Source organism: Rhabdothermincola salaria (assembly GCF_021246445.1).
GTDB classification, from domain to species: domain Bacteria; phylum Actinomycetota; class Acidimicrobiia; order Acidimicrobiales; family Acidimicrobilacustridaceae; genus Rhabdothermincola_A; species Rhabdothermincola_A salaria.
Genome location: NZ_JAJQXW010000001.1, coordinates 1,182,930 through 1,209,890, shown reverse-complemented (window position 1 = coordinate 1,209,890; position 26,961 = coordinate 1,182,930). Strand labels below are relative to the sequence as shown.

21 protein-coding genes are annotated in these 26,961 nt (G+C 71.3%); 18 read left to right on the top strand and 3 right to left on the bottom strand.

Annotated features, from left to right (window positions below; all coding sequences use genetic code 11):
- The first annotated feature begins 7 nt into the window (after nucleotides 1–7).
- The 3 genes from LUW87_RS05690 to LUW87_RS05680 are packed head-to-tail and all read left to right on the top strand — an operon-like array spanning nucleotide 8 to nucleotide 5,653.
- Nucleotides 8–3,484: a glycosyltransferase gene (locus LUW87_RS05690; RefSeq protein WP_232670119.1), complete on the top strand. Its 3,477-nt coding sequence runs from the start codon at nucleotides 8–10 to the stop codon at nucleotides 3,482–3,484.
- Nucleotides 3,481–5,160: a DUF5719 family protein gene (locus LUW87_RS05685; protein WP_232670118.1), complete on the top strand. Its 1,680-nt coding sequence runs from the start codon at nucleotides 3,481–3,483 to the stop codon at nucleotides 5,158–5,160. Before LUW87_RS05690 ends, LUW87_RS05685 begins: the two co-directional genes overlap by 4 nt.
- 1 nt (nucleotide 5,161) lies before the next feature.
- Nucleotides 5,162–5,653 carry a TlpA family protein disulfide reductase gene (locus LUW87_RS05680; RefSeq protein WP_232670117.1) on the top strand — a complete coding sequence of 164 codons (492 nt, stop codon included), beginning with the start codon at nucleotides 5,162–5,164 and terminating at the stop codon, nucleotides 5,651–5,653.
- A gap of 79 nt (nucleotides 5,654–5,732) precedes the next feature.
- Here the strand turns inward: LUW87_RS05680 and ftsH are convergent, their stop codons facing one another.
- Nucleotides 5,733–7,691, bottom strand: coding sequence for an ATP-dependent zinc metalloprotease FtsH (gene ftsH, locus LUW87_RS05675; RefSeq protein WP_232670116.1), 1,959 nt, complete (start codon nucleotides 7,689–7,691; stop codon nucleotides 5,733–5,735).
- A gap of 93 nt (nucleotides 7,692–7,784) precedes the next feature.
- On the bottom strand, nucleotides 7,785–7,994 hold the full coding sequence (locus LUW87_RS05670) for a DUF3499 family protein (protein ID WP_232670115.1): 210 nt from the start codon (nucleotides 7,992–7,994) through the stop codon (nucleotides 7,785–7,787).
- A gap of 57 nt (nucleotides 7,995–8,051) precedes the next feature.
- Here LUW87_RS05670 and LUW87_RS19100 point away from each other — a divergent pair, with 57 nt between their 5' ends.
- The 14 genes from LUW87_RS19100 (at nucleotide 8,052) to LUW87_RS05600 (ending at nucleotide 24,867) form a co-directional block, all read left to right on the top strand.
- The gene (locus LUW87_RS19100) at nucleotides 8,052–9,134 is read left to right on the top strand and encodes a CPBP family intramembrane glutamic endopeptidase (protein WP_232670114.1); all 1,083 of its coding nucleotides are present in this window, start codon (nucleotides 8,052–8,054) and stop codon (nucleotides 9,132–9,134) included.
- Between the two features lie 58 nt (nucleotides 9,135–9,192).
- On the top strand, nucleotides 9,193–12,018 hold the full coding sequence (locus tag LUW87_RS05660) for a 6-pyruvoyl-tetrahydropterin synthase-related protein (RefSeq protein ID WP_232670113.1): 2,826 nt from the start codon (nucleotides 9,193–9,195) through the stop codon (nucleotides 12,016–12,018).
- A complete protein-coding gene (locus tag LUW87_RS05655; RefSeq protein WP_232670112.1) occupies nucleotides 12,015–12,935 on the top strand; it encodes a glycosyltransferase in 921 nt (306 codons plus the stop codon). Before LUW87_RS05660 ends, LUW87_RS05655 begins: the two co-directional genes overlap by 4 nt.
- An 11-nt stretch (nucleotides 12,936–12,946) precedes the next feature.
- Nucleotides 12,947–14,347, top strand: a complete 1,401-nt coding sequence (locus tag LUW87_RS05650; RefSeq protein WP_232670110.1) for a phosphomannomutase/phosphoglucomutase — start codon at nucleotides 12,947–12,949, stop codon at nucleotides 14,345–14,347.
- 33 nt (nucleotides 14,348–14,380) lie between these two features.
- Nucleotides 14,381–14,623, top strand: coding sequence for a Trm112 family protein (locus LUW87_RS05645; RefSeq protein ID WP_232670109.1), 243 nt, complete (start codon nucleotides 14,381–14,383; stop codon nucleotides 14,621–14,623).
- Nucleotides 14,620–15,663: an SIS domain-containing protein gene (locus LUW87_RS19095; protein ID WP_232670108.1), complete on the top strand. Its 1,044-nt coding sequence runs from the start codon at nucleotides 14,620–14,622 to the stop codon at nucleotides 15,661–15,663. The genes LUW87_RS05645 and LUW87_RS19095 overlap by 4 nt, the downstream gene beginning before the upstream one ends.
- Nucleotides 15,664–15,783: 120 nt before the next feature.
- Nucleotides 15,784–17,247, top strand: coding sequence for an adenosylhomocysteinase (gene ahcY / locus LUW87_RS05635; protein WP_232670107.1), 1,464 nt, complete (start codon nucleotides 15,784–15,786; stop codon nucleotides 17,245–17,247).
- Nucleotides 17,248–17,329: 82 nt separating this feature from the next.
- Nucleotides 17,330–18,157, top strand: a complete 828-nt coding sequence (locus LUW87_RS05630; protein WP_232670106.1) for an SDR family NAD(P)-dependent oxidoreductase — start codon at nucleotides 17,330–17,332, stop codon at nucleotides 18,155–18,157.
- Between the two features lie 53 nt (nucleotides 18,158–18,210).
- Nucleotides 18,211–18,810, top strand: coding sequence for a ComF family protein (locus LUW87_RS05625; protein WP_232670105.1), 600 nt, complete (start codon nucleotides 18,211–18,213; stop codon nucleotides 18,808–18,810).
- Entirely contained in the window at nucleotides 18,807–19,238 is a 432-nt protein-coding gene (locus LUW87_RS05620) for a hypothetical protein (protein ID WP_232670103.1), read from the top strand. Before LUW87_RS05625 ends, LUW87_RS05620 begins: the two co-directional genes overlap by 4 nt.
- A gap of 72 nt (nucleotides 19,239–19,310) precedes the next feature.
- Nucleotides 19,311–22,043 carry a preprotein translocase subunit SecA gene (secA, locus tag LUW87_RS05615; RefSeq protein ID WP_232670102.1) on the top strand — a complete coding sequence of 911 codons (2,733 nt, stop codon included), beginning with the start codon at nucleotides 19,311–19,313 and terminating at the stop codon, nucleotides 22,041–22,043.
- Between the two features lie 16 nt (nucleotides 22,044–22,059).
- Nucleotides 22,060–23,175 carry a peptide chain release factor 2 gene (prfB, locus tag LUW87_RS05610; RefSeq protein ID WP_232670101.1) on the top strand — a complete coding sequence of 372 codons (1,116 nt, stop codon included), beginning with the start codon at nucleotides 22,060–22,062 and terminating at the stop codon, nucleotides 23,173–23,175.
- Nucleotides 23,176–23,284: 109 nt separating this feature from the next.
- Complete coding sequence (gene ftsE, locus LUW87_RS05605; RefSeq protein WP_232670100.1) at nucleotides 23,285–23,962, top strand: cell division ATP-binding protein FtsE; 678 nt, start codon at nucleotides 23,285–23,287, stop codon at nucleotides 23,960–23,962.
- Between the two features lie 11 nt (nucleotides 23,963–23,973).
- Nucleotides 23,974–24,867, top strand: coding sequence for a cell division protein FtsX (locus LUW87_RS05600; protein ID WP_232670099.1), 894 nt, complete (start codon nucleotides 23,974–23,976; stop codon nucleotides 24,865–24,867).
- A gap of 227 nt (nucleotides 24,868–25,094) precedes the next feature.
- On the opposite strand, the gene LUW87_RS05595 is transcribed toward LUW87_RS05600, so the two are convergent.
- Nucleotides 25,095–25,604: a beta-class carbonic anhydrase gene (locus LUW87_RS05595; RefSeq protein ID WP_232670098.1), complete on the bottom strand. Its 510-nt coding sequence runs from the start codon at nucleotides 25,602–25,604 to the stop codon at nucleotides 25,095–25,097.
- Between the two features lie 103 nt (nucleotides 25,605–25,707).
- Between LUW87_RS05595 and LUW87_RS05590 the strand changes: the two genes are divergently transcribed.
- Complete coding sequence (locus LUW87_RS05590) at nucleotides 25,708–26,955, top strand: AI-2E family transporter (RefSeq protein WP_232670097.1); 1,248 nt, start codon at nucleotides 25,708–25,710, stop codon at nucleotides 26,953–26,955.
- Nucleotides 26,956–26,961 lie beyond the last annotated feature (6 nt).

Genomic DNA, 26,961 nt, shown 5'->3' with positions numbered 1-26,961 from the left:
TCCCGTCGTGACTGTCCCGGATGAGAACCCCCAACGGGACTCGAGCCTGCCCGGCCGAGACCCCCAGCCCGCCGATCCGGCCGCGGGTGACGTCGCGTCCGATTCGACCGGACCGCTGCCCGAGGCGGTGCCTCCGGTGGTGGTCGTCCTGGTCACCCACGACCCGGGCTGGTGGTTCGAGGAGACCCTGGCGAGCATCGGCTCCCAGCGCTATGCCAACACGTCGGTGCTGGTCGTCGACGCGGCCAGCGCCGACCCCGAAGGCCTCCGGGCCCGGGTGGCCGCCACCCTCCCCGGTGCTCACCTGCGGCGCCTCGAGCACAACCCGGGGTTCGGTCCCGCGGCCGACGAGGGCGTGCGCTCCGTGCAGGGGGCGGCCTTCCACCTGCTGTGCCACGACGACGTCCGCCTCGAACCCGACACCGTGCAGATCATGGTGGAGGAGGCCTTCCGGTCCAATGCCGGCTTCGTGGGAGCCAAGGTGGTCGACTGGCACGATCCCCGCCGGCTCCTCGAGGTCGGCATGGGTGCCGACCGCTTCGGGCAGCCGTCGCCGTACGTCGAGCGAGGCGACCTCGACCAGGCCCAGCACGACGGGGTCCGCGACGTCTTCTACCTGCCGGGGGCTGCGACCCTGGTGCGGGCGGACCTCTTCGAGGCCTTGGGGGGCTTCGACCCCGAGATCGGCTTCCACGGCGAGGATCTGGAGCTGTGCTGGCGGGCCCACGTGGCCGGGGCCCGTGTCGTCGTGGCCCCCGCGGCTCGGGTCGGTCACCTCGAGGCGCTCGGCCTCCGGCGCCCGCTCGACGACCGTCGTCGCCTCCAGGCCCGGCACCGGCTCCGGGCCATGCGGGCCTGCACCACCACCGGCACCCGTCTGCGCACCACCCCCGTCGCCTTCCTCATCGCGCTGGTGGAGGTCGTGCAGTCCGTGGTGCTGGGACGCTTCCGCCACGCCCGCGACGTGGCGTCGGCCTGGACGTGGAACGCCCGCCACGCCAAGGGCACCCGCGCCCGGCGCCGTTCGCTCGCAGGCCTGCGCCAGGTGTCCGACCGTGAGGTTCGGGCCCTGCAGGTGCGGGGGAGCGCTCGACTCTCGGCCTACCTGCGCGGCCAGCTCGGGCGCAACAGCACCCACGCCCGCGACGTGGTCTCCAACGTGCGAGAAGCCCGGGCCACCACCTCGCTGCTGGTCATGGGTCTGCTCGTGCTCTTCCTCGTGGTGGGCAGTCGCGAGCTGCTCTGGGGATCGCTCCCCGCAGTCGGGGACCTCCCGAGGTTCGACGCTCCCGGCGAGCTCCTCGGCCGCTGGCTCAGCGGGTACGACGCCACCGGGCTGGGGTCCACCGATGCGTCCGCCACCGGCCTCGGCGTTTTCGGTGGCCTCGGGGCCCTCCTGTTCGGGGCGACCGGGTTCCTGCGGACCGTCGCCGTGCTCGCCCCACTGTTCCTCGGGCTGTTCGGGATGTTCCGACTCGCCCGGCCCATCGGCTCTCGCCGGGGGCGGTTGGTCGCGACCGCCGTCTACGCCCTGGTGCCCGTCGGCACCAACGCGCTGTCCACCGGTCGCTGGGCGGGCATCGTCGCCTTCGGCATGGCCCCGTGGGTCATCTCGGTCCTCGCCTCGGTGAGCCAGGTCGCTCCGTACGGTGAGGACGGCGGGGCGGCGGGACCTGGCGTCCGCCGCCGTCCGCTGCTCCAACGGGTGGTGGCACTCGGTGCGATCGTGGCCGTGGCCGCCGTCGTCGACCCCTCGCTGTTGCTGGTGCTGCCGTTGTGCGGGGCCGGCCTGGTGCTCGGTGGGCTCCTGGCCGGCCAGTTCGCCGGTGCCGTCCGACTGGTCGTGGCCACCGTCGGTGGGACCGCGTTGGCGCTGGTGCTGCACCTGCCCTGGAGCCTGACCTTCCTCGACGGCTGGTCGGCCATCGTGGCGCCCACCTCCCTCGCCGGCCGAGAGCTCGATCTCGGTGCCCTGCTCCGCTTCGGCACCGGCCCGCTGGGCGCCGGTGTCGCGTCCGGACTGTTCGCCCTCACCGCCGTGCTCCCGTTGCTCATCGGTCGGCGGTGGCGGGTCGGGTGGGCGGTGCGGGCCTGGGGGGTGGCGCTCGTCGGCTTCGCGTCCGTCTTCGTCGGTGCCCAGGGCTGGCTCTCCTTCGACCAGCCCACCCCGGAGGTCCTGCTGGCCCCGGCGGCGGTCGGGCTGGCGTTGGCGGCCGGGCTCGGGATGGTGGCATTCGAGGTGGACCTGCCCGACTACCACTTCGGGTGGCGCCAGATCGTCTCGCTCGTGGCCGCCGGCGCCTTCCTGGTCGCGCTGGTGCCGGCGATCGGCTCCACCTGGTCGGGCCGGTGGGAGCTGCCCCGGGGCGACTTCCGGCGCGCTCTCACCTTCATGAGCGACGAAGCGGAGGAGCAGCCCTTCCGGGCCCTGTGGCTCGGCGACGCTGGCGTGCTGCCGGGTGTCGGGTGGGCGCTCGAGGCACCGGAGATCGACGACCTCGGTCCCGAACGCACCCTCGCCTACCTGACCACCGAGGCGGGCGTCCCCACCCTGGCCGGTCAGTGGCCCGGTGCGGCGACCGGCGCCACCCCTGAGCTGGCCGACGCGGTGCGCGCCGCGTCCAGTGGCGACACCTCGCGACTGGGCGAGCTGCTGGCCCCCATGGGGGTGCGCTACGTGGTGGTCCCCCTGGGCCCGGCTCCGGATCCCTATGCCGAGGACCGCCGTTACGACCCCGCCGACCTGGTGGCCGTGCTGGAGTCGCAGCTCGACCTCGACGGCGTCACCGTCAACCCGGGGGTGCGCGTGTTCGAGAACGCCGTCTGGGGTGCCAGCCCGGCGCTGCTCCCGCCGGACACGGCGATCGGTGATGGTGCGACCGACGAGGGCGCGGTCGCGCAGACCATCCCGGGCCTCGCCGGCGCGGGCCCCGCGCTGTCCTTCGACGCGGTCGGCACCCACGCGACCGGCACGCTCGACAGTCCGGGGGTCGTGTACCTGGCCGAGGGCGGTGGTGACCGCTGGACCCTCGAGGTCGACGGCCGCGACGCTCCCCGATCGGACGCCTTCGGCTGGGCCAGCGCCTTCACGGTCGACACCTCGGGGCCGGCCACGTTGTCGTTCGCCACCCCTGCCTCGCGCTGGCTGGCGCTCGCCGGGCAGGTGCTGTTGTGGGTCCTCGCGCTCGGCTACCTGCTCCGGGTCCGGGTGGTGGAGGACGAGCGCGACGAGCTCGAGCTGGCCGCGCCGCTGGCGCCCGAGCGGGTGGTCGTCAGACCGCCGACCGAACGCCCGAGCCGGACACCGCGGCGCGCACCCCGAGACCGACCCGAGGCCGACACCGGGCCCGACACCGTGGCGGAGGAGCCGATGGCCGAGGAGCCGGCACCCGACGACGTCACGAGGGTCGTCCCGGCGATCACCGTCGAAGGTGCACCGCGGGGCCGTCGAGGGCGCCGTGGCAAGGGGAAGTACGCCCGATGAGCCGTTCCGCGTGGCGCGTGCCCATGCTCGTCGTGCTCGTCGCGCTCCTCGTGGCGGCGGTGGTGGTCGATCGAGACGATGGCCGCGGGAGGTCCGGGGTCAGGGTCGACCAGCTCGCTCCCGTGGTCGCCGCCGACGACGCCCAAGGCTCCACCTGGTACTGCGCGGCCGGGTCGGCCACCGGAATCACCGAGGGCGAGGGCGCGGGAGCGGCCGAGCACACGGTGGTCCTCACCAACGTCTCGGACCAGCCGGTCGAGGGGCGTCTCACCGCCTATCCCGACGATGGCGATCCGGTGATGGTCGACGTCGAGGTCGGTGCCCAGGACCGCTCCGAGGTGGTGCTGTCCGAGGTGCTCGTGGCGCCCTGGGCCGGGGCGGTCGTCGAGCTCGACGCCGGATCGGTGGCCGTCGACCACGAACTGGTCGGTCCCGGTGGGAGCTCGGTGAGCCCCTGCGCATCGAACCCCTCGCCGTCGTGGTACTTCCCGGCCGGCACGTCACGGGCCGGCACGACCACGCTCCTCGCCCTGTTCAACCCCTTCCCCGGGGAGGCGTCCGTCGACATCTCGGTGGAGACCGAGGAAGGCACCCGCGCCTCGCCGAGCTTCCAGGCCGTCCTCGTCCCGGGGAGTGCGGTGACCGTGATCGACGTCGGTGCGATCGTCACGCTCCGCGCCGAGCTGGCCATCACCGTGACCGCCCGCAGCGGCCGGATCATCGCCGAGCAGCTCATGGTGAGCGACGGCACCGACGACGCCCCTGTCGGCCTCACCGCCAGCCTCGGTGCCCCGTCGCCGTCGCCGTCGTGGATCTTCCCCGATGGCAGCCCGCCGGCCGAGGGCCGCACCGTCTCCTACAGCGTGCTGAACCCGACCGAGGACGAGGCCGAGGTCGAGGTGCAGGTCTTCCTCGACGACCCCGCCACCAACGGCAGCGTCGAGCCCTTCACCCTGACGGTGCCCGGCGGTCGCCACGACGTGGTCGAGGTCTTCACCGAGGAGCGGCTCTTCCCCGAAGGGGTGGCGAGCTGGGTGCTGGTGCGGTCCGTCAACGACGTGCCCATCGTCGCCGGCCGGCTCGAGGGGGGGATCGAAGGGACCGACGCGTCCGGCTTTGTCGCCTCCGTCGGCTCGCCGCTGGTGGCCACCGAGTGGGTCGCTCCGGTGCCGGCCGTGCCCGACGCCGACAGCGCCGCCATCGTGGTGGTGAACCCCTCGGCGGTGGGCGAGGCGACCGTCACGTTGCGGGCGCTCTCTGGTGGAGGCGACGTGGAGGTGCCCGGGATGGGCGAGGTGGTGGTCCCGGCCGGATCGCGGGTGGTGATCCCCGTCGAGGGCCCGGCTCTCGAGCTCGCCGGCCTGTCGGTGGTGGTCGCCGCCGACGAGCCCGTCGTCGTGTCGTCCGCCGCGGTGGTGGGCGACGATCGATCGGCGGCCGTGGCCATGCCGGTGGCGGGCACCGAGTCGATGCCGACCTCCCTGGCCGGGCCGGACGCCTTCGTCACCGAGCCTCCCGTCACCGAGCCTCCGGTCACCGAGGCCCCGGACACATCGACCGATGGCGAGGCCCCCGGCACCGACACCGACGCCGACGCCACGCCGGCCGAGGGGGACGACGAGTCGACGACGTCCGTGGCCGACCAGCCGCCGTCCGACGCCGGCGAAGGCGGCTGACGTGGAGCGGCTGGTGATCGCCGCCATCGTGGTCGTGGTGGCCGTGGTGGTCGCGCTCGTGCTCCAGCGGCGCCAGGCCGACCCCCCGACCCGTGCGGCCTTCCAGGTTCCCGCCCAGCTCGACCGCCGCGACTTCGATCGGCCCGACGCCCCCTGGTTGGTCGCGGTGTTCACCTCGGCGACGTGCGACACCTGCGCCGGCGTGTGGGACAAGGCCCGGCACCTCGACGCCGGACCCGGAGGCCCGGTCGTGGTCCAAGGGCTCGAGGTCGGGGCCGAGGCCGAGCTGCACGAGCGCTACGGCATCGATGCCGTGCCCCTCGTGGTGATCGCCGACGCCGACGGTGTGGTGGTGCGGCACTTCCTCGGCCCGGTGACGGCCACCGACCTGTGGGCCGCGGTGGCCGAGGCCCGTGCGCCCGGCTCCACCCCTGGCGAGTGCCAGGCCCACGAGACGGCAGCCGACGAGAACCCTCGTCCCGAGAGCCCCTGACCCACCCGCGGCCCGCCGATCGTCCCGGGCCGGGCCGAGGAGGACGCCGGCGGTGCCGGGGTCCGGGAGCGGGCGGGGGTCAGGCCGGTGGGTGCGGTTCGTGGCCGTCGGCGTCGGCGTGCTCGGAACCCGAGGAGCCGTTGGCGTTGACGAGCACGCTGTGGGGGTTGGCCGCGGTGGCGCCGGGGCTGGCCAGCTCCAGCAGGCGGGTGACCTCGGTGCCGTCGATGGTCTCGTGCTCGAGCAGGCCCCGCGCCACCAGATCGAGGCCGTAGCGGTTCTCCGAGAGCACCTGGCGGCAGCGGTCCTGCTGGTCGCGCAGGATGCGCTCGACCTCTTCGTCGATCACCCGGGCCGTGTCGTCGGAGTAGTCGCGGGTGTGCATGAGGTCCTCGCCCAGGAAGACCTGGCCCTGTGAGCCCCAGGCCATCGGCCCGACCCGATCGCTCATGCCCCACTCCCGGACCATCTTGCGGGCCAGCTCGGTGGCCCCCACGAGGTCGTTGTTGGCGCCGGTGGAGATCACTCCGAAGACGAGCTCCTCGGCGATGCGTCCACCCATGCGGACCACGAGGGAGTCCTCGATGTAGTCCTGGCGGTAGATGTGGCGCTCTTCGAGGGGGAGCTGCATGGTGACGCCGAGGGCCATCCCCGAGGGGATGATGGTGACCTTGTGGAGCGGATCGGCGGTGGGCAGCACCGCGGCGCACACGGCGTGGCCGGCCTCGTGGTAGGCGATGGCCTCCTTCTCGAGGTCCGACAGGACCATGGAGTCGCGTTGCGGCCCCATGAGGATCCGGTCGCGTGCCTCTTCGAAGTCGCGCTTGGCGATCTCGGACTCGCCGCGCCGCACGGCGAGCAGGGCTGACTCGTTGACCAGGTTGGCCAGGTCGGCGCCGCTCATCCCCGGCGTGCCCCGGGCCACGAGGTCGAGGTCGACGTCGGGAGCTATGTGCTTGTGCTTGACGTGGACCTCGAGGATGCGCCGACGGTCCTCGAGCTCGGGGAGGGGGACGACGACCTGACGGTCGAAGCGCCCCGGGCGCAGGAGGGCAGGATCGAGGATGTCGGGCCGGTTGGTGGCCGCCATCATCACGATGCCGGTGGTCACCTCGAACCCGTCCATCTCGGCCAGCATCTGGTTGAGGGTCTGCTCGCGCTCGTCGTGGCCGCCGCCGAGGCCGGCGCCGCGCTTGCGGCCGATCGAGTCGATCTCGTCGACGAAGATGATGGCGCTGCCCATCTTGCGGGCGCTCTGGAACAGGTCGCGGACCCGGCTGGCGCCGACCCCGACGAACATCTCCATGAAGTCCGACCCGGTGACGGAGAGGAAGGGCACGCCTGCCTCGCCGGCCACGGCCCGGGCGATGAGGGTCTTGCCGGTGCCGGGCGGGCCCACGAGCAGGATGCCCTTGGGGATGCGGGCCCCGATCTCGGCGAAGCGGTCCGGGTGCTTGAGGAAGTCGACGACCTCGGTGATGTCCTGCTTGACCTGCTCGTAGCCGGCCACGTCGTCGAAGGTGGTGCCGGGGCGCTCGGTGGAGTAGGTCTTGGCCTTGGACCGCCCGATGGACATGATGCCGCCCATCTGGCCCTGGGCTCGCCGCTGCATCCACACGAAGAAGGCGATGAGCAGCCCGACCGGGATCAACAGCGGCAGGAGGCTGGCCCAGATGCTGGCCGTGGGGGTGGTGAACTCGACGCCCTTCTCGGTCATGAGGGACTGGTCGGCATCGGTGGGCTCGAGCGGGCCGTTGCTGCTGAAGCTGGTGCCGTCCTCGAGCTCACCGCTGATGCCGCCGTCGGTGTTCTGGAAGGTGGCCTCGGCCACCCGGTCGTTGCGCAGGTCGTCGAGGAACTGGCGGTAGGAGATCTGCTCGCTGGACTGCGAGCTGAGCAGCCCCGGCAGGAAGAGCGCGCCGGCGATGACGGCGAAGAGCACCCAGATGGTCCAGCGGGGCCAGCCCTGGTCGCTGCCGAAGCGCCCGGTGGGACGCTCGTCGCCCTCGGACGGGGGGGATGGGCGTTCGGAACTCATGTCCGAAGCCTAGATGGAGCTGCCGAAAATGCTCGTCACGGGGCGGGGCATCCATTCGTCGGCGAGGGCCGTGTGGGACCCGCTCCCAGGGTCCTAGGAGGCGATGGCCTGCTCTCGTTGGTCGACGAGCTGCCAGCCGTTGGGCACGGTGAGCGCGTCGGCGTGGCGGCGGCACACGTCGTAGAGGGAGGGGTGGGCTTCGGGGGCCAGGTCGTCGAGCCAGACCGTGGACGCGGCGTACTCGTAGGCGAGCGTGGCCTCGGCGGGCTCGCCGCAGCCCGGGCGCGCACAAGAGCGGGTCATGACGCCGACGGTAGCGGGCGCAGGAGGGGCCACGGCGGACCGGTAGCCTCGGCGCCCGTGACCCGACCCGACAACCGACCCTCGAGGGTCACGCCGTCCAAGAAGGACCTGGCCGAGGGCCGCTCCCGGGGCTCGTCGCGGGCGGGTTCCAAGAGCACCGCCAAGGGCGGCAAGGCCGGAGCCGAGGACTCGAAGAAGGCGGCTCGCGAGAGCGGGTCACGTCCGAAGGGACGGGTGTCCGAGGCGGCCGCGCCGCCGGCCCGGACCGGCCTGCTGGCCCGCCTGTTCCCCCCGCGGCCGGTCGGTGCCGACCGCGTCGAGGTGGTGAGCGCCTCAGCGGACGACGGCGGGGCCGCCGAGGGTCCGGCCGACGGCCGCCGCTACGGCGCCGGGGCCATCCTCATCGTGTTCTTCGCGGCCCAGCTCCTGGCCACCATCGCCTATGCCATGGTCATCCCGGGCAGCGAGTACGACCCGCGCGCCGTCACCGGCCTGGGCGGGGCGGTCGGCCAGGCCGTCAACCAGGCCACCACCGGTCAGGCCGTGGTCATCAGCCAGCCCGTGCCGCTCTGGTTGAGCACCCTGCTCCAGCTGCCCCTGTGGGGGGCGCTGATCGCCGGCCCGTTGTGGTTCGCGGCCAAGAAGGGACGCGGCATCGTCGCCGACCTCGGGCTGCGCATGAAGGCCACCGACGTCCCGCTCGGTCTGGCCATCGGCATCGCCAGCCAGCTGCTCATGGTGCCGGCGCTGTACTGGGTGGTGTTCAAGATCATCGGGGTCCAGGACGTCTCGGCCGAGGCCCGGGCCCTCACCGACCGGGCCACCGACCCGCTGTCGATCGTCTTGGTGTTCGTCATCGTCGGCATCGGCGCGCCGGTGGCCGAGGAGATCTACTTCCGGGGGATGGCGCTGCCCATCTTCCGGCGCCGGGTCCGGGCCCGGTGGGCCATCCTCGCCTCGGCCGCCTTCTTCGCCGCCACCCACCTCCAACCCCTGCAGTTCCCCGCCCTGTTGGTCTTCGGGGTGATCCTCGGCGTGCTGACCGTGAGGTCGGGTCGCCTCGGGCCGGCGCTGTGGGCCCACGTCGGCTTCAACGTCGTGGCCGCGGTCTCGTTGCTGTGGAACGTCACGCTGTTCTGAGACCGGGCGCTCGGCGTGCCACTCGGCCGGGTCCGGTCGGTGCCACGATGGGACGACCATGACCACGAGCGATCACGACGTCGACCCCGACGCCCCCGCGCAGGGCGGTGCCCACGGTGCTGCTCCCGGGGTCGTGATCTCCGATGACCCCACCGAGGCCGGCGACCCGACCGTCGACCGCCTCGCCCGGGCCATCGACCCTCCGGGCCGATCGGAGCGCCTGAAGGCGCTCCCCGGCAGGGCTCTGGACGCGTTGGGCGCCTCGCCACTCGAGGCATGGGTCTCGCTCGCCGTGGTCCTCGGCTGCGTGGCCTTCGTGTTCAGCCAGCTCGGCCCGGGGAACATCTTCTCGGACTCCACCCCCGCCGGCGGCGACATGGGGGCCCACGTGTGGGGGCCGGCGTTCATGCGCGACCACCTGCTCCCGTCGTTCCGCCTCACCGGTTGGACACCGGACTGGTACGCCGGCATGCCCGCCTACCACTTCTACATGGTCCTGCCGTCCCTGGCCATCGCCCTGTTGAGCTACGTGATCCCCTACGGAGTGGCCTTCAAGCTGGTGGCCATCAGCGGTCTGGTGACCCTCCCGATGGCGGCCTGGGCCTTCGGTCGTCTGACCCGCCTTCCCTTCCCGGGCCCGCCCCTCCTGGCCGTCGGGGCCACTGCGTTCCTGTTCGACCGGTCCTATTCCATCCTCGGCGGCAACATCGCGTCGACCATGGCGGGGGAGTTCGCCTTCTCCATCTCGCTCAGCTTCGCCCTGCTGTTCCTCGGGGTGGTCGGTCGGGGCATGGAGACAGGCAAGCACCGGGCCCTGGCCGCGGTGCTGTTGACCCTCACCGGGTTGACCCACCTCATCCCGTTCCTCTTCGCCATCGGCGCCTCGCTGGTGTGGCTCGTGATCGCCCTCGCCCGCCGGACCGGTTGGCCCCTCCGGGTGTGGTGGTTGTTCGGCGCCGGTGCGGTGGGGTCGGCGCTCACCATGTGGTGGCTGCTGCCCTTCTACCTGCGGTCGCCCTACATGAACGACATGGGCTGGGAGAAGCGCACCCAGTTCGTCGACCTGCTCTTCCGGCGCGAGAACCTCGACGGCGGTCTCAGCGACAGCCCCCGCATCGAGCTGGTGCTGGTGCTGGCCTTCCTCGGCCTGGTGATGTCGATCGCGTGGAAGCGCCGCACGGGTGCCTTCTTCGTGCTCGCCTCCATCGGCGTGGCCATCGCCTTCGTGGTGGTGCCCCAGGGACGCCTGTGGAACGCCCGACTCCTGCCCTTCTACTACCTGATGCTCTACCTGCTGGCGGCAGTGGGCATCGCCGAACTGGGTCGCACCATCGCCACCCTGGTGGCCCGCGACCCCTCCAAGCCCCCTCGGTCGATCACGGCCGGGACCGCCGTGGCCACCTGCCTGGTCGTGCTGGTGGCCCTGGCCATGCCCCTGCGCTCGCTGCCCGGCGGCAGCGTCCAGGCCGACGGCTCCTACCGGTGGTTGTTCCTGTCCACGACCGACTCCAGCTTCCTCGGTTCGTGGGCCCGCTGGAACTTCAGCGGCTACGAGAACAAGCCGGCCTACCCCGAGTACCACGGCATCGTCTCCACCATGGCCGACCTCGGCGAGACCGAGGGCTGCGGTCGAGCCATGTGGGAGCACGAGTCGGCCCACGATCGCTACGGCACCCCGATGGCGTTGATGCTGCTGCCCTTCTGGACCGACGGCTGCATCGGGTCCTCCGAGGGGCTCTTCTTCGAGTCGTCGTCCACCACCCCCTACCACTTCTTGATGCAGGACGAGCTGTCGTCAGCCCCGTCCAACGCCCAGCGCGAGCTGCCCTACTCGCCGGGCGCGCCCACCCAGACCGAGTTCGACATCGGCGTGCAGCACATGCAGCTCCTGGGCATCCGCTACTACATGGCGATCTCCGAGCCCATGATCGAGAAGGCGCAGGCCAGCCCGTCGCTCACGGAGGTGGCGACCAGCGGGCCGTGGGCGGTGTTCACCGTGGCCGACAGCGAGCAGGTGGTCGTCCTCGACGACCAGCCGGCGGTCCTCACCGGGGTCGACCCCGGGCACGGCTGGCTCGACGCCGTGGTCCCCTGGTACGAGGACCCCACCCAGTGGTCGGTGTTCCTCGCCGCCGACGGCCCCGACGAGTGGCAGCGCATCGCACCGGGGGAGACGCCCGAACGGATCCCCACCGAGCCGGTCGCGGTCACCGACTACGAGGCCGGTACCGACACCATCTCGTTCCAGGTCAGCCAGCCCGGTACGCCGGTGCTGGTCAAGACGTCGTACTTCCCCAACTGGCAGGCCGAGGGGGCCGACGGCCCTTGGCGCATCAGCCCCAACCTCATGGTCGTGGTGCCCACCGACACCGAGGTCACGCTGCGCTACGGCATGACCGGCGTCGACTGGCTGGGCTGGCTGGTGGCGGCCCTCGGCCTGGTCGGCCTGGTGGCGCTGTGGCGTGCCGGCCCGCTCTCGTTCCCCGAGCCCCGCTCCTGGCGGCCCCGACCCGATTCGGGTCCGGCGCCCCCGCCTCCTGGGCTGGGCGGTGACCTCGCCTCGCCCGGTGCGAGCGGCGAGGCCTCGGCGGAGGCGCCAGCCGGGCGGGCACCCGCGCCGGACGCCGGCGTGCCCGCCGGCGCCTTCGATCCCGCCTCGGTGATCCTGGCCGAGGTCCCGGGCGTGGCCGAGCCGGTCGAGGGACCGGCGCCCGACGGGCCCGGGTCCGCACCAGGTCCCGATGGGCCCCCGACGGACGACGTCTCCCCGGCCCACGGCACGGCCCCCGTCGTCGACCCGGTCCCTGCTTCCGAGGTCCCTGCTTCCGAGGCCCCTGCAGCCGATCCTGATGCCGCCGATCCCGACGGCGGGAGCCGTCCGTGAGCTCGACCGCGGTGCGAAGCGTCGCGGTGGCCGCCGCGAGCAGCGCGTTGACGGTCGTGGCCCTCCGGCGTTGGCAGCAGGGCCTGTCGCCGGTGCGGGCCGACCTCGAGCGGCGGCGCGACCGCCCGGTCGCGCCCGGCAGCCGTCGCCTGAGCGTGGTCATCCCCGCCTTCGACGAGGAGTCCCGCATCGGGGCCTCGGTGGCCGAGGTCCGTCGGGCCCTCGACGTGGTGGCGGCCTACGGCGGCCTCGAGGTCGTGGTGGTCGACGACGGCTCGAACGACGACACGTCGGGCGCGGCCGAACGGGCCGGCGCCGACGTGGTGGTCCGCCACGACGTCAACCAGGGCAAGGGCGCCGCCGTGCGCACCGGTGTGCTGGCGGCCAGCGGTCGCACGGTCGTGTTCACCGACGCCGACCTGGCCTACTCGCCCGACCAGATCCCCGGTCTGGTGGCTCTCGTCGAGGAGGGCTGGGACGTCGTGGTCGGGAGCCGGCGCCACACCGACACCACCACCTTGGTGCGCGCCCGTCGCCTGCGCGAGATCGGCGGGCGGGCCATCAACCTGCTCACCCGGGCCGTGCTGCTGGGGCAGTACCGCGACACGCAGTGCGGGTTGAAGGCGTTCCGCTCCGACGCCGCCCGACTCATCTTCTCGCGCTCCCGCGTCGACGGTTTCGCCTTCGACGTGGAGCTGTTCCACCTCATCGAGCGCTACCACTTGTCCCTCGCCGAGGTCCCCGTCGCGGTGGCCAACTCGAGCCGCTCGTCGGTGCACGTGGTGCGCGACGCGCTGCGCCTCGTGCGCGACCTGTTCCTCGTGCGCCAATGGGCCACGGAGGGTCGCTACGACCTCACTGCCGACGACCTCTTGGCCGGTTCCGGCCCCGCCGGGGTGGGGCCGGTCCTCAAGTAGGGTTCCGGCCCATGGCCCCCCACGACCTCGCTGCGCTGGACCGCATCTTCAAGGCCTACGACATCCGCGGCACGGTCCCCGATCAGCTCGACGCCGACCTCGTCGAGCGCATCGGCGCCGCGTTCGCCCGCTTCGCCGCCGACACCACCGGCGCCGGCCACGTGCTGGTCGCCCACGACATGCGGCCGTCGGGACCGGAGTTCGCCGAAGCCTTCGCCCGGGGGGCCACGGCCCAGGGCGTCGACGTGGTCCACCTCGGTCTGGCGTCCACCGACCTGGCCTTCTGGGCCGCCGGTCACTACGACGCGCCGGCTGCCATGCTCACCGCCTCGCACAACCCCGCCCAGTACAACGGCGTGAAGCTGGCCCTCGCCGGAGCCAAGCCGGTGGGGGAGGAGACCGGACTCCAACAGATCAAGGCCGATGTCATCGGCGGGCTGGAACCGGTGGCCACGCCCGGCTCCGTGTCGAGCCGCGACGACGCGCTGGCGGCGTTCGTCGAGCACGTGCACTCCTTCGTCGATCCCGACGCCCTGGCCCCGCTGAAGGTCGTCGCCGACGCCGCCAACGGCATGGGCGGGCTCACCGCGCCGGCCGTGTTCGAGAAGCTGCCCATCGAGCTCGAGATGCTCTACGGCGAGCTCGACGGCACCTTCCCCAACCACCCGGCCGACCCCATCCAGCCCGAGAACCTGGTCGACCTCCAGGCCCGGGTGCGGGCCACCGGGGCCGACGTGGGCCTGGCCTTCGATGGCGACGCCGACCGGGTCTTCCTCGTCGACGACCGGGGCGAGCTGGTCTCGGGGTCGCTCACCACCGCCATCGTCGCCGACGCCATGCTCGACGCCCATCCGGGGTCCACCATCCTGCACAACCTGATCTGCTCCAAGGCGGTGCCCGAGATCATCACCGAGCGCGGCGGCACCCCGGTGCGCACCCGGGTGGGGCACTCCTTCATCAAGCAGGTGATGGCCGAGACCGGTGCGGCCTTCGGGGGCGAGCACTCCGGCCACTACTACTTCCGTGACAACTTCCGGGCCGACTCCGGCATCATCGCCGCGGTGGTGGTCCTCGGCGTGCTCTCCAAGGCTGGAGTGGCGCTGTCGGAGCTGCGCCGGCCCTACGAGCGCTACGCCGACTCCGGTGAGATCAACACCGTCGTCGACGATCCCCGGGCGGTCATCGAAGTGGTGGCCGAGCGCTTCGCCGGCGCCCAGCAGGATCGCCTCGACGGCCTCACGGTCGACCTGACATCCGGTCCGGGCACGGACCTGGACGACCCGTGGTGGTTCAACCTGCGCCCGTCCAACACCGAGCCGCTGCTCCGCCTCAACCTCGAGGCCGCCACGCCCGAGGCCTGCCGGCGCCACGTCGACGAGCTCCGCACCCTGATCGCCGAGGCCGCCGGCTGAGCCGGAGCCCCCACCCGCCCAAGGACGACACCCATGGCCCTCGATCCCCAACTGCTCGAGATCCTCGCCTGCCCCGAGGACAAGGGGCCGCTGCTCTACTTCGCCGACGAGCAGTCGCTGTACAACCCCCGCCTCAAGCGCCGTTACGACGTGCGCGACGACATCCCCATCATGTTGATCGACGAGGCCAGCTCGGTCGACGACGCCGAGCACGAGCGGCTCCTGGCCAAGGCCGAGGCCGAAGGCGTCCGCCCCACCTTCGAGGCGGCGCCGTGATCCTCGACTCCCTGGGGATGTTCGACGCCACCGCCGCGTTCCCCGAACAGGTCGCCATCGCCGCCGACGCCGCCACCGAGGTGCTGGCATCGGCCGTCCTGCCGGCCCACGACGACATCCAACACGTCGTGGTCGTCGGCATGGGGGGCAGCGGCATCGCCGGCGACGTGGTCCGCGAGGTGGCGGGTCCGCTCATGGCCGTGCCGGTCGTGGTGCACAAGGGCTACGGCGTCCCCAACTTCGTCGACGAGACCACGCTGGTGGTGGCGGTGTCGTTCTCGGGCAACACCGAGGAGACCCTCGAGTCCGTTGCCGACGCGGCCATGGACGGTGCCCGGGTGGTCACGGTGTCCAACGGTGGGGCCCTCTCCGAGCTGGCGGCCGACTGGGGCGTGCCCCACCTCCCCGTCGCCGACGGGATCCCGATGCCGCGAGCGGCCCTCGGTGCCCTGGCCGTGCCGCCGTTGCTCCTGCTCGAGCGCGTCGGGCTGTTCCCCGGCGGGCGATCCTGGGTCGACGCGGCCGTCACCCAGCTCCATCGCCGTCGCGACGCGCTGATCAACGAGGGCAACGAGGCCCAGGTGCTGGCCCACCGGCTGGGCCGCTCCTTCCCGCTGGTCTACGGCGGCAACGGCCTCGGTGGTCTGGCCGCGCTGCGTTGGAAGAACCAGTTCAACGAGAACGCCAAGGTGCCGGCGTTCTACAACCAGCTGCCCGAGGCCACCCACAACGAGATCGCCGGGTGGGGCCAGGACGGCGACGTCACCCGTCAGATCATGCAGCTGGTCCTGTTGCGCCACGACTTCGAGCACCCCCAGGTGATGCGCCGCTTCGACCTCGTCGTCGACTACCTCGACGAGGTCGTGGGGGCGGTGCACACCGTCGCCGCCGAGGGCGACGGGATGCTCGCCCAGCTGCTCGACCTGTGCCTGTTCGGCGACATGGCGTCGCTGCACGCGGCCGTCGAGCAGGGCGTCGATCCCGGTCCCATCCCCGTGCTCGACGACATCAAGCGGCGCCTGGCCGAGCCCGTCGAGTAGCAGCTCCGGTAGCATCTCCACCCTCTCGGGCTGAGCAGTGAGGGTCAGACGGCCCCAGCCCCCGTCCTTGGCCGTACCGCCCTCGGCGGTCGTGCCGTTCGCGCAACCCAGGAAGCACAGATGACCCTCACCGCCCAGTCCACCGATGATGGCCTCGACTACCGCGTCGCCGATCTCGGCCTCGCCGCCTTCGGCCGCAAGGAGATCCAGCTCGCCGAGCACGAGATGCCCGGCCTCATGGCGTTGCGGGCCGAGTACGCCGATGCCCAACCCCTCGCTGGGGCCCGCATCACCGGCTCGCTGCACATGACGATCCAGACGGCCGTGCTCATCGAGACCCTCGTGGTCCTCGGTGCCGAGGTGCGCTGGGCCAGCTGCAACATCTTCTCCACCCAGGACCACGCCGCCGCCGCGGTCGTCGTCGGGCCGGAGGGCACCGTCGAGCGTCCCAAGGGCGTGCCGTGCTTCGCCTGGAAGGGCGAGACGCTCGAGGAGTACTGGTGGTGCACCGAGCAGATCCTGCGCTGGCCCGACGGCTCGGGCCCCAACATGATCCTCGACGACGGTGGCGACGCCACCCTGCTGGTGCACAAGGGCGTGGAGTACGAGCGTGCCGGCGTGGTGCCCGAGACCGGCGAGGACGACTCCGAGGAGTGGGCCGTCGTGCTCGAGACGTTGCGGCGCACGGTGGCCGAGGAGCCCGAGCTCTGGCACGGCGTCGCCCAGGGCATCCAGGGCGTCACCGAGGAGACCACCACCGGCGTGCACCGCCTGTACCAGATGATGGAGGCCGGGCACCTGCTGTTCCCGGCCATCAACGTCAACGACTCGGTCACCAAGTCCAAGTTCGACAACCTCTACGGATGCCGCCACTCCCTCATCGACGGCATCAACCGGGCCACCGACGTGATGATCGGCGGCAAGGTGGCCGTGGTCTGCGGCTACGGCGACGTCGGGAAGGGCTGCGCGTCGTCGCTGCGCGGCCAGGGAGCCCGGGTCATCGTCACCGAGGTCGATCCCATCTGCGCTCTGCAGGCGGCCATGGAGGGCTACCAGGTGGCTCGCATCGAGGACGTCCTCGACACCGCCGACATCTTCATCACCGCCACCGGCAACTTCAACGTGATCACGGCCGAGCACATGGCCCGCATGAAGCACCAGGCCATCGTCGGCAACATCGGCCACTTCGACAACGAGATCGACATGGCCGGCCTCAAGAAGATGAGCGACGTGCAGCGGGTCACCATCAAGCCCCAGGTCGACGAGTTCGTGTTCCCCGACGGGCACTCGGTCATCGTGCTGGCCGAGGGCCGGCTGTTGAACCTGGGCTGCGCCACCGGCCACCCCAGCTTCGTGATGTCCAACAGCTTCTCGAACCAGGTGATCGCCCAGATCGAGCTGTTCACCCACAACGACTTCTACGAGCGCAGGGTGTACACCCTGCCCAAGCACCTCGACGAGAAGGTGGCCCGCCTCCACCTCGGCGCCCTGGGCGTGCGCCTCACCGAGCTCACCGAGGACCAGGCCAGCTATCTCGGCATCCCGGCCGAGGGGCCCTACAAGTCCGACCACTACCGCTACTGAACGGGGAGGGCTCGGCTCGGCGCTGCCGGGCCGAGCCCGACATCGACACACACACACACCGACCGCGAGACAAGGGGGGCACATGGATCAGCTCGAGGGCAAGGTCGTCATCGTCACCGGGGGGGCCAGCGGCATCGGCCTGGCGGTGGCGCACCGCTTCGCCGCGGAAGGCGCCCGGCTGGTCCTGGCCGACATCGAGGCCCCGGCCCTCGACGAGGCCTCGGCCTCGTTCGCACCCGGCGCCGAGGTCGTCACGGTGGTCACCGATGTCTCCGAGGCCGACCAGGTCGATGCCCTGCGTGACCGGGCCATCGAGGCGTTCGGCGCCGTCCACGTCGTCTGCAACAACGCCGGCGTCGGGGGCGGTGGGCCCATGCAGGACCTGACGCTCAGCGACTGGGACTGGGTGCTGGGTGTCAACCTGTGGGGCGTCATCCACGGTGTGCGCACGTTCCTGCCCCACCTGCTCGAGCAGGGCGAGGGCCACATCGTGAACACCGCTTCGGTGGCCGGGCTCTACTCGGCGCCGTTCATGGGCCCCTACAACGTCTCCAAGTACGGCGTCGTGTCGCTGTCGGAGACCCTGGCCGTCGAGCTGGCCATGGCGGAGTCGCCGGTGGGCGTGTCGGTGCTGTGCCCCTCCTGGGTCAAGACCAACATCGCCACGTCCACCCGGAACCGTCCCGACGACGGTTCGGCGCCCACCGCCGAGGAGCAGGCCGGCATCGCGGCCATCGTCGAGCACTTCCTCACCACGGGCATGGAGGCCACCGACGTGGCCGAGCACGTGGTGGAGGCGGTGCGCACCAACACGTTCTGGATCCTCACCCACGACGAGACCCCCGGTGCCGTCGAGCAGCGCACCCGGGCCATCCTCGAACGGGCCGCACCGCCGCTGCTGATGCACTGAGCGCCCACCTCGTCGAACGATCCGGCGTCGCAGCCCCTCGCTAGGGTCAGCACATGTGGTTCCCGGAGTCCTGTGCCTGCTGCGGTCTCCCGGGGCGCTCCCCGTGCTCCTCGTGCACCCGTGCGCTGCGCCCGGCGCCCGCGGCGCCGGTGCCCCACGGGCTCGACTCGCTCGGCGCGCTGGTCGCCTACGACGACGCGGCTCGGCCTCTCGTGGTGGCGGTGAAGTACCGCAACGCCCGCTCCTCGCTGCGCACGCTGGCGCCGGCGGTGGCGTCGCTGGCCCCCCGGCTGGGCCCGCACGCGGTCGTCACCTGGGCCCCCACCACGGGGGCCCGCCGGCGTGAGCGTGGCTTCGACCAGGCCAGGGTGTTGGCCGAGCTGGTGGGCCGTCGCCTCGGACGTCCCGTCGTCGGGCTCCTGGCGCGCACGGGCACGGGGCACCAGACGGGGCAGGGGCGGGCGTCCCGCCTGGCCGGCCCCACCTTCGTGGTGGCCCGGCGTCGAGTCCCCACCGAGGTGGTCGTCGTCGACGACGTCTGTACGACCGGCGCCACGCTGTCGGCGGCGGCAGCCACGCTGAGGGTGGCGGGCGCGCAGGAGGTGCACGGGCTGGTGCTGGCCCGAACCCCCGAGCGTCGGGTGGCGGCGTGAGCGACGCCCCCGGGTTCGCCGGGGTGGCGCGGAGGTGGGGTCCCGACACCGTACGCGTCGTCCTCGCCGAGGAGGCGCCGCTGCTGCGCCGCCAGCTGCTGCTCGCCCTCGAGTCGCACCCCCGGGTGGTGGTCGTCGTCGAGGTGGCCGACGCCGAGGCGCTGGTCGGGGTGGTGGTCCAGGAGACGCCCGATGCCGTGGTGGTGTCGGCGCACCTGCCCCCGGAGGGCTCCGGAGCGGCCGTGGTCGCCGCCCGGCGGGCCCACCCGCCGATCGCGGCCGTCGTCGTCGACGGCGGTGCGGGTGGGGCAGGGTCGCTGCCCGTCCCGGGGGTGGTCCACCTGAGCCTCGACGTGGCGGTCACCGAGGTGGCGGCGGCGGTGGTGCGCCTGGTCGACGCTCGGCGCAACCGGCCACAGCAGGCCTGACCCCGCCGCCGGGCCCGGCAGGGGAGAGGCCGCCCGCCTCCCACCCGGGTCGCCGGTACACTCGGCGATCCCATGGGCATGTTCGACAAGCTCCTCCGTACCGGCGAGGGCAAGAAGCTGAGGGCGCTGCAGAGCCTGGTACCCGACATCGGGTCCTACGAGGACGAGATGCGCGCGCTCTCCGACACCGAGCTCACGGCCAAGACCGCCGACTTCCGCCAGCGCCTCGACAACGGTGCCACCCTCGACGACGTGCTCATCGAGGCCTTCGCCGTCACCCGGGAGGCTGCCAGCCGGGAGATCGGCCAACGCCACTACGACGTGCAGCTCATGGGCGGCGCCGCCCTGCACTTCGGGTGGGTGGCCGAGATGAAGACCGGTGAGGGCAAGACCCTCGTGTCGACCCTGCCGGTGTACCTCAACGCCCTGGCCGGCAAGGGCGTGCACGTCGTCACGGTCAACGACTACCTGGCCACACGCGACGCCGAGTGGATGGGGCAGGTCCACCGCCGCCTCGGGCTCGACATCGGCCTGGTGATTCCCGGTCAGTACGACGCGGCCCACAAGCGCGCCCAGTACGCCTGCGACATCACCTACGGCACCAACAACGAGTTCGGCTTCGACTACCTGCGCGACAACATGGCGATGAGCCGCGCCGACCAGGTCCAGCGGGGCCACAACTACTGCATCGTCGACGAGATCGACTCGATCCTCATCGACGAGGCCCGCACGCCCCTCATCATCTCCGGGCGCGTCGCCGACGCCGCCAACATCTACTACCAGTTCGCCTCGATCGTCCGGGGCCTCAAGCGCGACGTCCACTACGAGTTCGACGAGGAGAAGCGCACCGTCGCCCCCACCGACGAAGGTGTGGAAGCGGTCGAGAAGGCGCTCGGCATCGAGAACATGTACGACGAGGTCTCCCAGAACCTCGTCCACCAGTTCCAGGCCGCCCTCAAGGCCAAGGAGCTGTTCAGGCGGGACAAGGACTACCTCCTGCAGAACGGCGAGGTGAAGATCGTCGACGAGTTCACCGGGCGCATCCTCGAGGGCCGTCGTTGGTCAGAGGGCCTCCACCAGGCCGTCGAGGCCAAGGAGGGCGTGAAGATCAAAGAGGAGAACCAGACCCTCGCCACGGTCACCCTCCAGAACTACTTCCGGATGTACGAGAAGCTGGCCGGTATGACCGGCACGGCCCTCACCGAGGCGGCCGAGCTCGACGGCACCTACGGCTTGCAGGTCGTTCCCATCCCCACCCACCGCGACCTGGCCCGCGTCGACCAGCCGGACCTGATCTACAAGACCGAGGACGCCAAGTTCGACGCGGTGGTCGACGACATCGCCGAGCGCAGCGAGGCGGGCCAGCCGGTGCTCGTCGGCACCGTCTCGGTCGCCAAGAGCGAGAAGCTGTCGCGCTTCCTCGAGAAGCGGGGCGTGCCCCACCACGTGCTCAACGCCAAGCTGCACTTCCGGGAGGCAGACGTCGTCGCCCAGGCCGGGCGGCTGGGTGCGGTGACGGTGGCCACCAACATGGCCGGACGTGGTGTCGACATCCTCCTCGGCGGCAACGCCGAGGGGCTCGCCGAGCGAGACCTGGCGGCCGAGGGGCTCGAGCCGGACTCCGAGGAAGGACAGGCCCGTCTGGCCGAGCTGCTCGCCCACTACGAGGCCGAGACCGACGGCGAGGGCGCCAAGGTGCGCGAGCTCGGCGGTCTCTACGTGCTCGGCACCGAACGCCACGAGAGCCGCCGCATCGACAACCAGCTCCGCGGGCGTTCCGGCCGCCAGGGCGATCCGGGCGAGAGCCGGTTCTACCTGTCCCTCGAGGACGACCTCATGCGCCTGTTCGCCACCGGCGCCATGAACTGGGTGATGGGTCGGGCCCTGCCCGACGACGTGCCCATCGAGGCCAAGATGGTCACCAAGGCCATCGAGCGGGCGCAGAACACCGTCGAGCAGCGCAACGCGGAGATCCGCAAGAACGTGCTGAAGTACGACGAGGTCATGAACGAGCAGCGCAAGGTGATCTACCGGCGCCGCGACCAGATCCTCGACCAGGCCGACCTGCGCGACGAGGCCATCGAGTACCTGGCCGAGGCCGTCGACGGGGTGATCTCCACGTTCTGCGTGAGCGACCTCGCCGAGGAGTGGGACCTCGAGGGCCTGGTCGCCGAGGTGGGCACCTTCTGGCCGTCCCAGCTCACCGTCGACGACCTCCGCGCCCACTGCGTCTCCACCGACGACCTCTACGAGCACCTGATGGCCGAGGCCACCACCCACTACGAGGCCCGCGAGGCCGAGTTCGGTCCCGAGGCCATGCGTCAGGTCGAGCGCCAGGTCATGCTGCGCATCATCGACCAGAAGTGGCGCGAGCACCTCTACGAGATGGACTACCTGCAGGAGGGCATCAACCTGCGGGCCATGGGTCAGAAGGACCCGCTCGTCGAGTGGCAGCGCGATGGCTATGCCATGTTCGGCTCGATGATGCAGAGCATCGCCGTCGACTTCGTCAAGTACGTCATGCACGCCCAGGTCACCGTCGCCGAGCAGCCCAAGCTGCAGGCGCCGGTCGCCGTCAAGGACATGATGTACACGGCACCGGTCGACCCGAGCGAGGCCCCCAGCAGCCTCGCCGAGGCCGCTCGGGCCCAAGCGGCAGCCGAGGGCGTCGAGCCCCCACCGGTCGCCCCCGACGACGAGGTCACCCAGCAACCGGTCGTGAAGAGCGATTGGGACAAGACCCCGCGCAACGCCCCGTGCCCGTGCGGCTCGGGCAAGAAGTTCAAGCTCTGTCACGGCCAGTAGGGCAGGACCCCCCACCATGAAGGACTACTCCGACGACCTCGCCGCGCTCCGGCGCCGACTCGACGAGGCGCGCGTCTACCTGCGCATCGACGAGCTGCGCGAGGCCCGCCCTCAACTCGAGGTCGAGGCCAGCCGGCCCGACCTCTGGGACGACGCCGACCAGGCCCGCAAGGTGACCGGAGAGCTCTCCTCGGTCGTCGAGGACATCGAGCTCTACGAGCGCCTCGAGGGTGGCATCGCCGACGGCGAGACGCTCTTCGAGCTGGGCCGAGAGGAGGCGGATGACTCGGTCGAGGCCGAGATCGCCGAGGCCCTCGAGGCGCTCGGGACCGACTTCGGCGAGCTCGAGCTGCGGGCCCTCTTCACGGGCGAGCACGACGACTCCGACGCCCTCTGCGAGCTGCAGTCCGGTGAGGGCGGTGCCGATGCCCAGGACTGGACCGAGATGCTCCTGCGCATGTACCTGCGCTGGGCCGAGCGCTCCGGGTTCGAGGTCGAGCTGGCGGAGGCGTCCGCCGGGTCCGAGGCGGGGCTGTCGTCGGCGTCGTTCGTGGTCCGCGGCCGCCACGCCTACGGCCGCCTGCGCAGTGAGCACGGGGTGCACCGCCTGGTGCGCATCTCGCCGTTCAACGCCCAGGGCAAGCGCCAGACGGCCTTCGCCGCGCTGAAGGTGACGCCCTTCCTCGACGACGTCCCCGACATCGAGATCGACGAAAAGGACCTGCGCGTCGACACCTACCGTTCATCGGGCGCGGGCGGACAGCACGTCAACGTCACCGACTCGGCGGTGCGCATCACCCACCTGCCCACTGGTGTCGTGACCTCGTGCCAGAACGAGCGCAGCCAGCACCAGAACAAGGACGTGGCCATGCAGATGCTGCGGGCCAAGCTGGCGGAGCGCCAGCGCGAGGAGCGCGAAGCGGAGCTCTCGGCCATCCGGGGAGAGCAGCGGTCGGTGGGGTTCGGCAGCCAGATCCGCTCGTACGTGCTCCAGCCGTACCAGATGGTCAAGGACCTGCGTTCCGAGCACGAGACGGGCAACGTCGACGCCGTGCTCGACGGTGCGCTCGACGGCTTCATGGAGGCCTACCTGCGCTGGGAACGCAGCGCCTCGGACCCCGCCGCCGAGTGAGCACGCCGGTGACGCAGGACCTGTCGCAGGTGCCGCGGTTCGCGCGGTCGATGCGTCTACCCTCGGCCACTGGCCCTGGCCTCTGCTGCGCCGCGGTGCCCCACCTCTCATGATCACGCTCGAACACGTCACCAAGACCTACAAGGGATCCACCGTCGCCCTGCGCGACGCCAGCCTCGAGATCGCCAAGGGCGAGTTCGTGTTCCTGGTCGGCGCCTCGGGGTCGGGCAAGTCCACGTTCATCCGTCTGTTGAACAAGGAAGAGACCCCGGAGGACGGCAAGATCTACGTCGCCGGCAAGGACATCGGGTTGCTCTCGAACTGGAAGGTGCCCTTCCTGCGGCGCAACATCGGGTGCGTCTTCCAGGACTACAAGCTGCTGAGCAACAAGACCGCCTACGAGAACGTCGCCTTCGCCCTGGAGGTCATCGGACGGCCTCGTAGCGTCATCCAGACCCAGGTGCCGGCCATCCTCGACCTGGTGGGCCTCGGGCACAAGGCCGCCAGCTTCCCCGACGAGCTCTCCGGTGGTGAGCAGCAGCGGGTCTCGGTGGCCCGCGCCTTCGTGAACCGGCCGCTCATCCTCCTGGCCGACGAGCCCACCGGCAACCTCGACCCGGCGACGTCGGTGGGCATCATGCGGCTGCTGGACCGCATCAACAAGACGGGCACCACCGTGGTGATGGCCACGCACGATCGCGGCATCGTCGACACGATGCGGCGCCGGGTGATCGAGCTCGACCGCGGCTCGATCGTCCGTGACCAGGTACGCGGCGTCTACGAGTAGGGATCGCCGCCATGCCGAAGCTCGACTACGTCGTCCGCGAGACCGGGTCCAACCTGGGCCGCAACGTCACCATCACCTTGGCGTCGGTGCTCACCGTCTTCATCTCGGTGCTGCTGGTCGGTGCCGCTCTCATGTTCAACCGGGCAGTGGAGAACGCCACCCAGCGTTGGCAGGGCGGCATCGAGTTCGTCGTGTTCATGCGCGTCGACGCCAACCAGGACCAGGTCGATTCCGTGGCCGACGCCCTCGACGAGAGCCCCGAGATCGCCTCGGTCGCCTACGTCGACAAGGACGGCGCCTACGACGAGTTCCGCTCGCTGTTCGCCGATTCCCAGGAGATGATCGACAGCGTGGCGCCCGACGACCTGCCGTCGTCGTTCCGGGTCGAGCCCGTCGACAAAGACGTCGAGGCGGTGGAGGCGCTGGGATCGCAGTTCGGCGACCGGCCGGGCGTCGACAGCGTGGTGTTCGCCTCGGAGACGATCCGATTCATCCAGGACATCTCCAGTCGGCTGACCACCGGCATCTTCGTCGTCGCGGCCGTGCTGTTCGTCGCCTCGGGACTGCTCATCTTGAACACCATCCGGATGGCCATGTTCGCTCGGAGGCGCGAGATCGAGGTCATGAAGTTGGTGGGGGCCACCAACTGGTTCATCCGCGTGCCCTTCATGTTGGAGGGCCTCATCCAGGGCTTCCTGGGAGCGATCGCGGCCATCGGCTTCCTCGCCGTGCTGCGCCCGTTTTTCCTCGGCTGGCTCCCCGACAGCGACGACTTCCCGCTCATCGCCGGTTTCACCGTCGGAGGGGCCGAGCTGATCAGCATCTTCTTGTTGCTCGGGGTGGCCGGCATCCTCATCGGCGCCATCGGCGCCGGCATCGCCGTCACCCGCTTCCTCGACGTCTGAGGCTGTGACATACAGCTCCGGTCGGCAAGCCGCGACATCTTGCTCCGGTCGGCAGGCCTCCCTCCGCCGGCTTCGCCGAAACACAGGACCTGTCTGAGCCTCCTTGCTGCGCGGCGTCGGCTGTTTCGAGTCGGCTGACGCTCCCGGTCAGGTGGGCGATGGGGAGCGCCAGCGACCCGCCCACACCGCGTCCCGACGAGCTTGCGAGGAGGGCGCCATGGTCACGCCTACTCGACCTCGCGGACGAGGCGGGGGTCGATGGTGCCGGTGACAACGTCGTACATGAAACCGCCCACCACGGTGCCGGGCGGTAGCCAGGGGCAGGCCACGAGCGCGTCGACGTCGTCGACGATCGCCTGGTCCTCGTCGGCGATGAGGTGGAACTCGACGTCGTCGGGGTCGTGACCGGTGGCGTCGGTGACGGCTCGCCGCAGACGCCCGAGCTCGATCTTGGCGGCGCCGCAGTCGGTGTGGTGCACCACGGCGATCCGCGACACCCCGAGCTGGTTGGTGGACTTGATCAAGGAGCGGATCATGTCGTCGGTGGTCCGTGCCCCGGCGTTGCGCAGCAGGTGAGCATCGCCCGGACGCAGGCCGAACGCCTCGTGGGCGTCGATGCGGGCGTCCATGCAGGTGAGCACGGCCAGCCCGAGCCGGGGCGGCGCCTCGAGGTGGGCATCGGCGAAGTGGGCGGCGTGGTCGGCGTTGGCGTCGAGGAGGTCGCGAAATCGGTGCACGGGGGGCGATGCTAGGGCGGTCGCGGCCAGCGTCCGGACGGGGTCTGGAGCGCGACGGGCGGTATCCGCGCCGCAGGGGACCGGACGTGGCACCGTCATGGCCATGGCCGGCGACGACCCTCAGGCCGGTGCAGACGGCCCGCCTCCTCCCGACGACGCTCCCGTGTCGCCGAGCGGGCTCGCGGCCCGGTTGGGGGGAACCCCGCTCGAGCCCAGCGAAGCGATGCCCCGATGGGTGCCCCGCGCCATCATGCTGTTCTTCGTCGGGGTGGTGGGCCTGGCCGTGGCCCGGTGGCTCCTCGGCGAGCTGAAGGACCTGCTGATCACGATCCTGATCGCCCTGTTCGTCTCGTTCGCCATGGAACCGGCGGTCAACTGGCTGGCGGCACGGGGCTGGAAGCGGGGCTGGGCCACCGGCCTGGTGTTCGTCGTGTTCGTCGTGTTCTCGCTGCTCTTCCTGGGTGCGCTGGGCAAGGTGGTGGCCGACGAGGTCGTCAACCTCGTCGACAGCGCCCCCGGCTACCTCACCGACGCCGAGGAGTGGCTCAACGAGACCTTCGGCCTCGAGCTCTCGGGTGACGACCTGCGTGACCAGCTCACCGATGCCGACGGCCCGGTGCGCAGCTTCGCCACCCAGGCGGCCGGCAACGCGCTCGGCATCAGCGCCAGCGTGCTCGGCATCGTGTTCCAGTTCTTCACCGTCGCCCTCTTCGCGTTCTACCTCGTCGCCGACGGTCCCCGCTTCCGTCGGGTCATCTGCTCGTTCCTGCGCCCCGATCGCCAACGCCAGGTGCTCGAGACGTGGGAGATCGCCATCCAGAAGACCGGGGGCTACATCTACAGTCGAGCGCTGCTCGCCCTGCTCTCGGGCGTGGCGCACTGGATCGCCTTCGAGATCATCGGCGTCCCCTACGCCATCGCCCTCGCCGTGTTCGTGGGGCTGGTCTCGCAGTTCGTGCCCGTGGTCGGCACCTACCTGGCCGCCGCGCTGCCCGCCTTCATCGCCCTGGTGGGCAGCCCGTTCGACGCCGTGCTCGTCGTCGCCTTCGCCACCTTCTACCAACAGATCGAGAACTACGTCTTCGCGCCGCGCATCAGCGCCCGCACCATGGACCTGCACCCGGCGGTGGCGTTCGGATCCGTACTGGCGGGCATCGGGATCCTCGGGGGCATCGGCGCCCTGCTGGCCTTGCCGTTCAGCGCGGTCGTGCAGGCGCTCGGCTCCACCTACATCGAACGCCACCCGGTGATCGACTCCGACATGACGTCCGAACCGGCCGCGAGCGGGTCGGGTCGCAGTTCGTTGGTCCTGCGGTACTGGCGCGCCCGGCGAACACGCCGCGCTCCGTAGACTGAG

Excerpts from the sequence above, each read along its gene's own strand:
- ftsE (WP_232670100.1), top strand. The coding sequence starts at position 23,285 with ATGATCACGCTCGAACACGTCACCAAGACCTACAAGGGATCCACCGTC.
- LUW87_RS05670 (WP_232670115.1), bottom strand. The coding sequence starts at position 7,994 with ATGACCCGCTCTTGTGCGCGCCCGGGCTGCGGCGAGCCCGCCGAGGCC.
- LUW87_RS05645 (WP_232670109.1), top strand. The coding sequence starts at position 14,381 with ATGGCCCTCGATCCCCAACTGCTCGAGATCCTCGCCTGCCCCGAGGAC.
- ftsH (WP_232670116.1), bottom strand. The coding sequence starts at position 7,691 with ATGAGTTCCGAACGCCCATCCCCCCCGTCCGAGGGCGACGAGCGTCCC.
- LUW87_RS05600 (WP_232670099.1), top strand. The coding sequence starts at position 23,974 with ATGCCGAAGCTCGACTACGTCGTCCGCGAGACCGGGTCCAACCTGGGC.
- LUW87_RS05685 (WP_232670118.1), top strand. The coding sequence starts at position 3,481 with ATGAGCCGTTCCGCGTGGCGCGTGCCCATGCTCGTCGTGCTCGTCGCG.
- LUW87_RS05590 (WP_232670097.1), top strand. The coding sequence starts at position 25,708 with ATGGCCGGCGACGACCCTCAGGCCGGTGCAGACGGCCCGCCTCCTCCC.
- LUW87_RS05650 (WP_232670110.1), top strand. The coding sequence starts at position 12,947 with ATGGCCCCCCACGACCTCGCTGCGCTGGACCGCATCTTCAAGGCCTAC.
- LUW87_RS05630 (WP_232670106.1), top strand. The coding sequence starts at position 17,330 with ATGGATCAGCTCGAGGGCAAGGTCGTCATCGTCACCGGGGGGGCCAGC.
- ahcY (WP_232670107.1), top strand. The coding sequence starts at position 15,784 with ATGACCCTCACCGCCCAGTCCACCGATGATGGCCTCGACTACCGCGTC.
- LUW87_RS05660 (WP_232670113.1), top strand. The coding sequence starts at position 9,193 with ATGACCACGAGCGATCACGACGTCGACCCCGACGCCCCCGCGCAGGGC.
- prfB (WP_232670101.1), top strand. The coding sequence starts at position 22,060 with ATGAAGGACTACTCCGACGACCTCGCCGCGCTCCGGCGCCGACTCGAC.
- secA (WP_232670102.1), top strand. The coding sequence starts at position 19,311 with ATGGGCATGTTCGACAAGCTCCTCCGTACCGGCGAGGGCAAGAAGCTG.
- LUW87_RS05625 (WP_232670105.1), top strand. The coding sequence starts at position 18,211 with ATGTGGTTCCCGGAGTCCTGTGCCTGCTGCGGTCTCCCGGGGCGCTCC.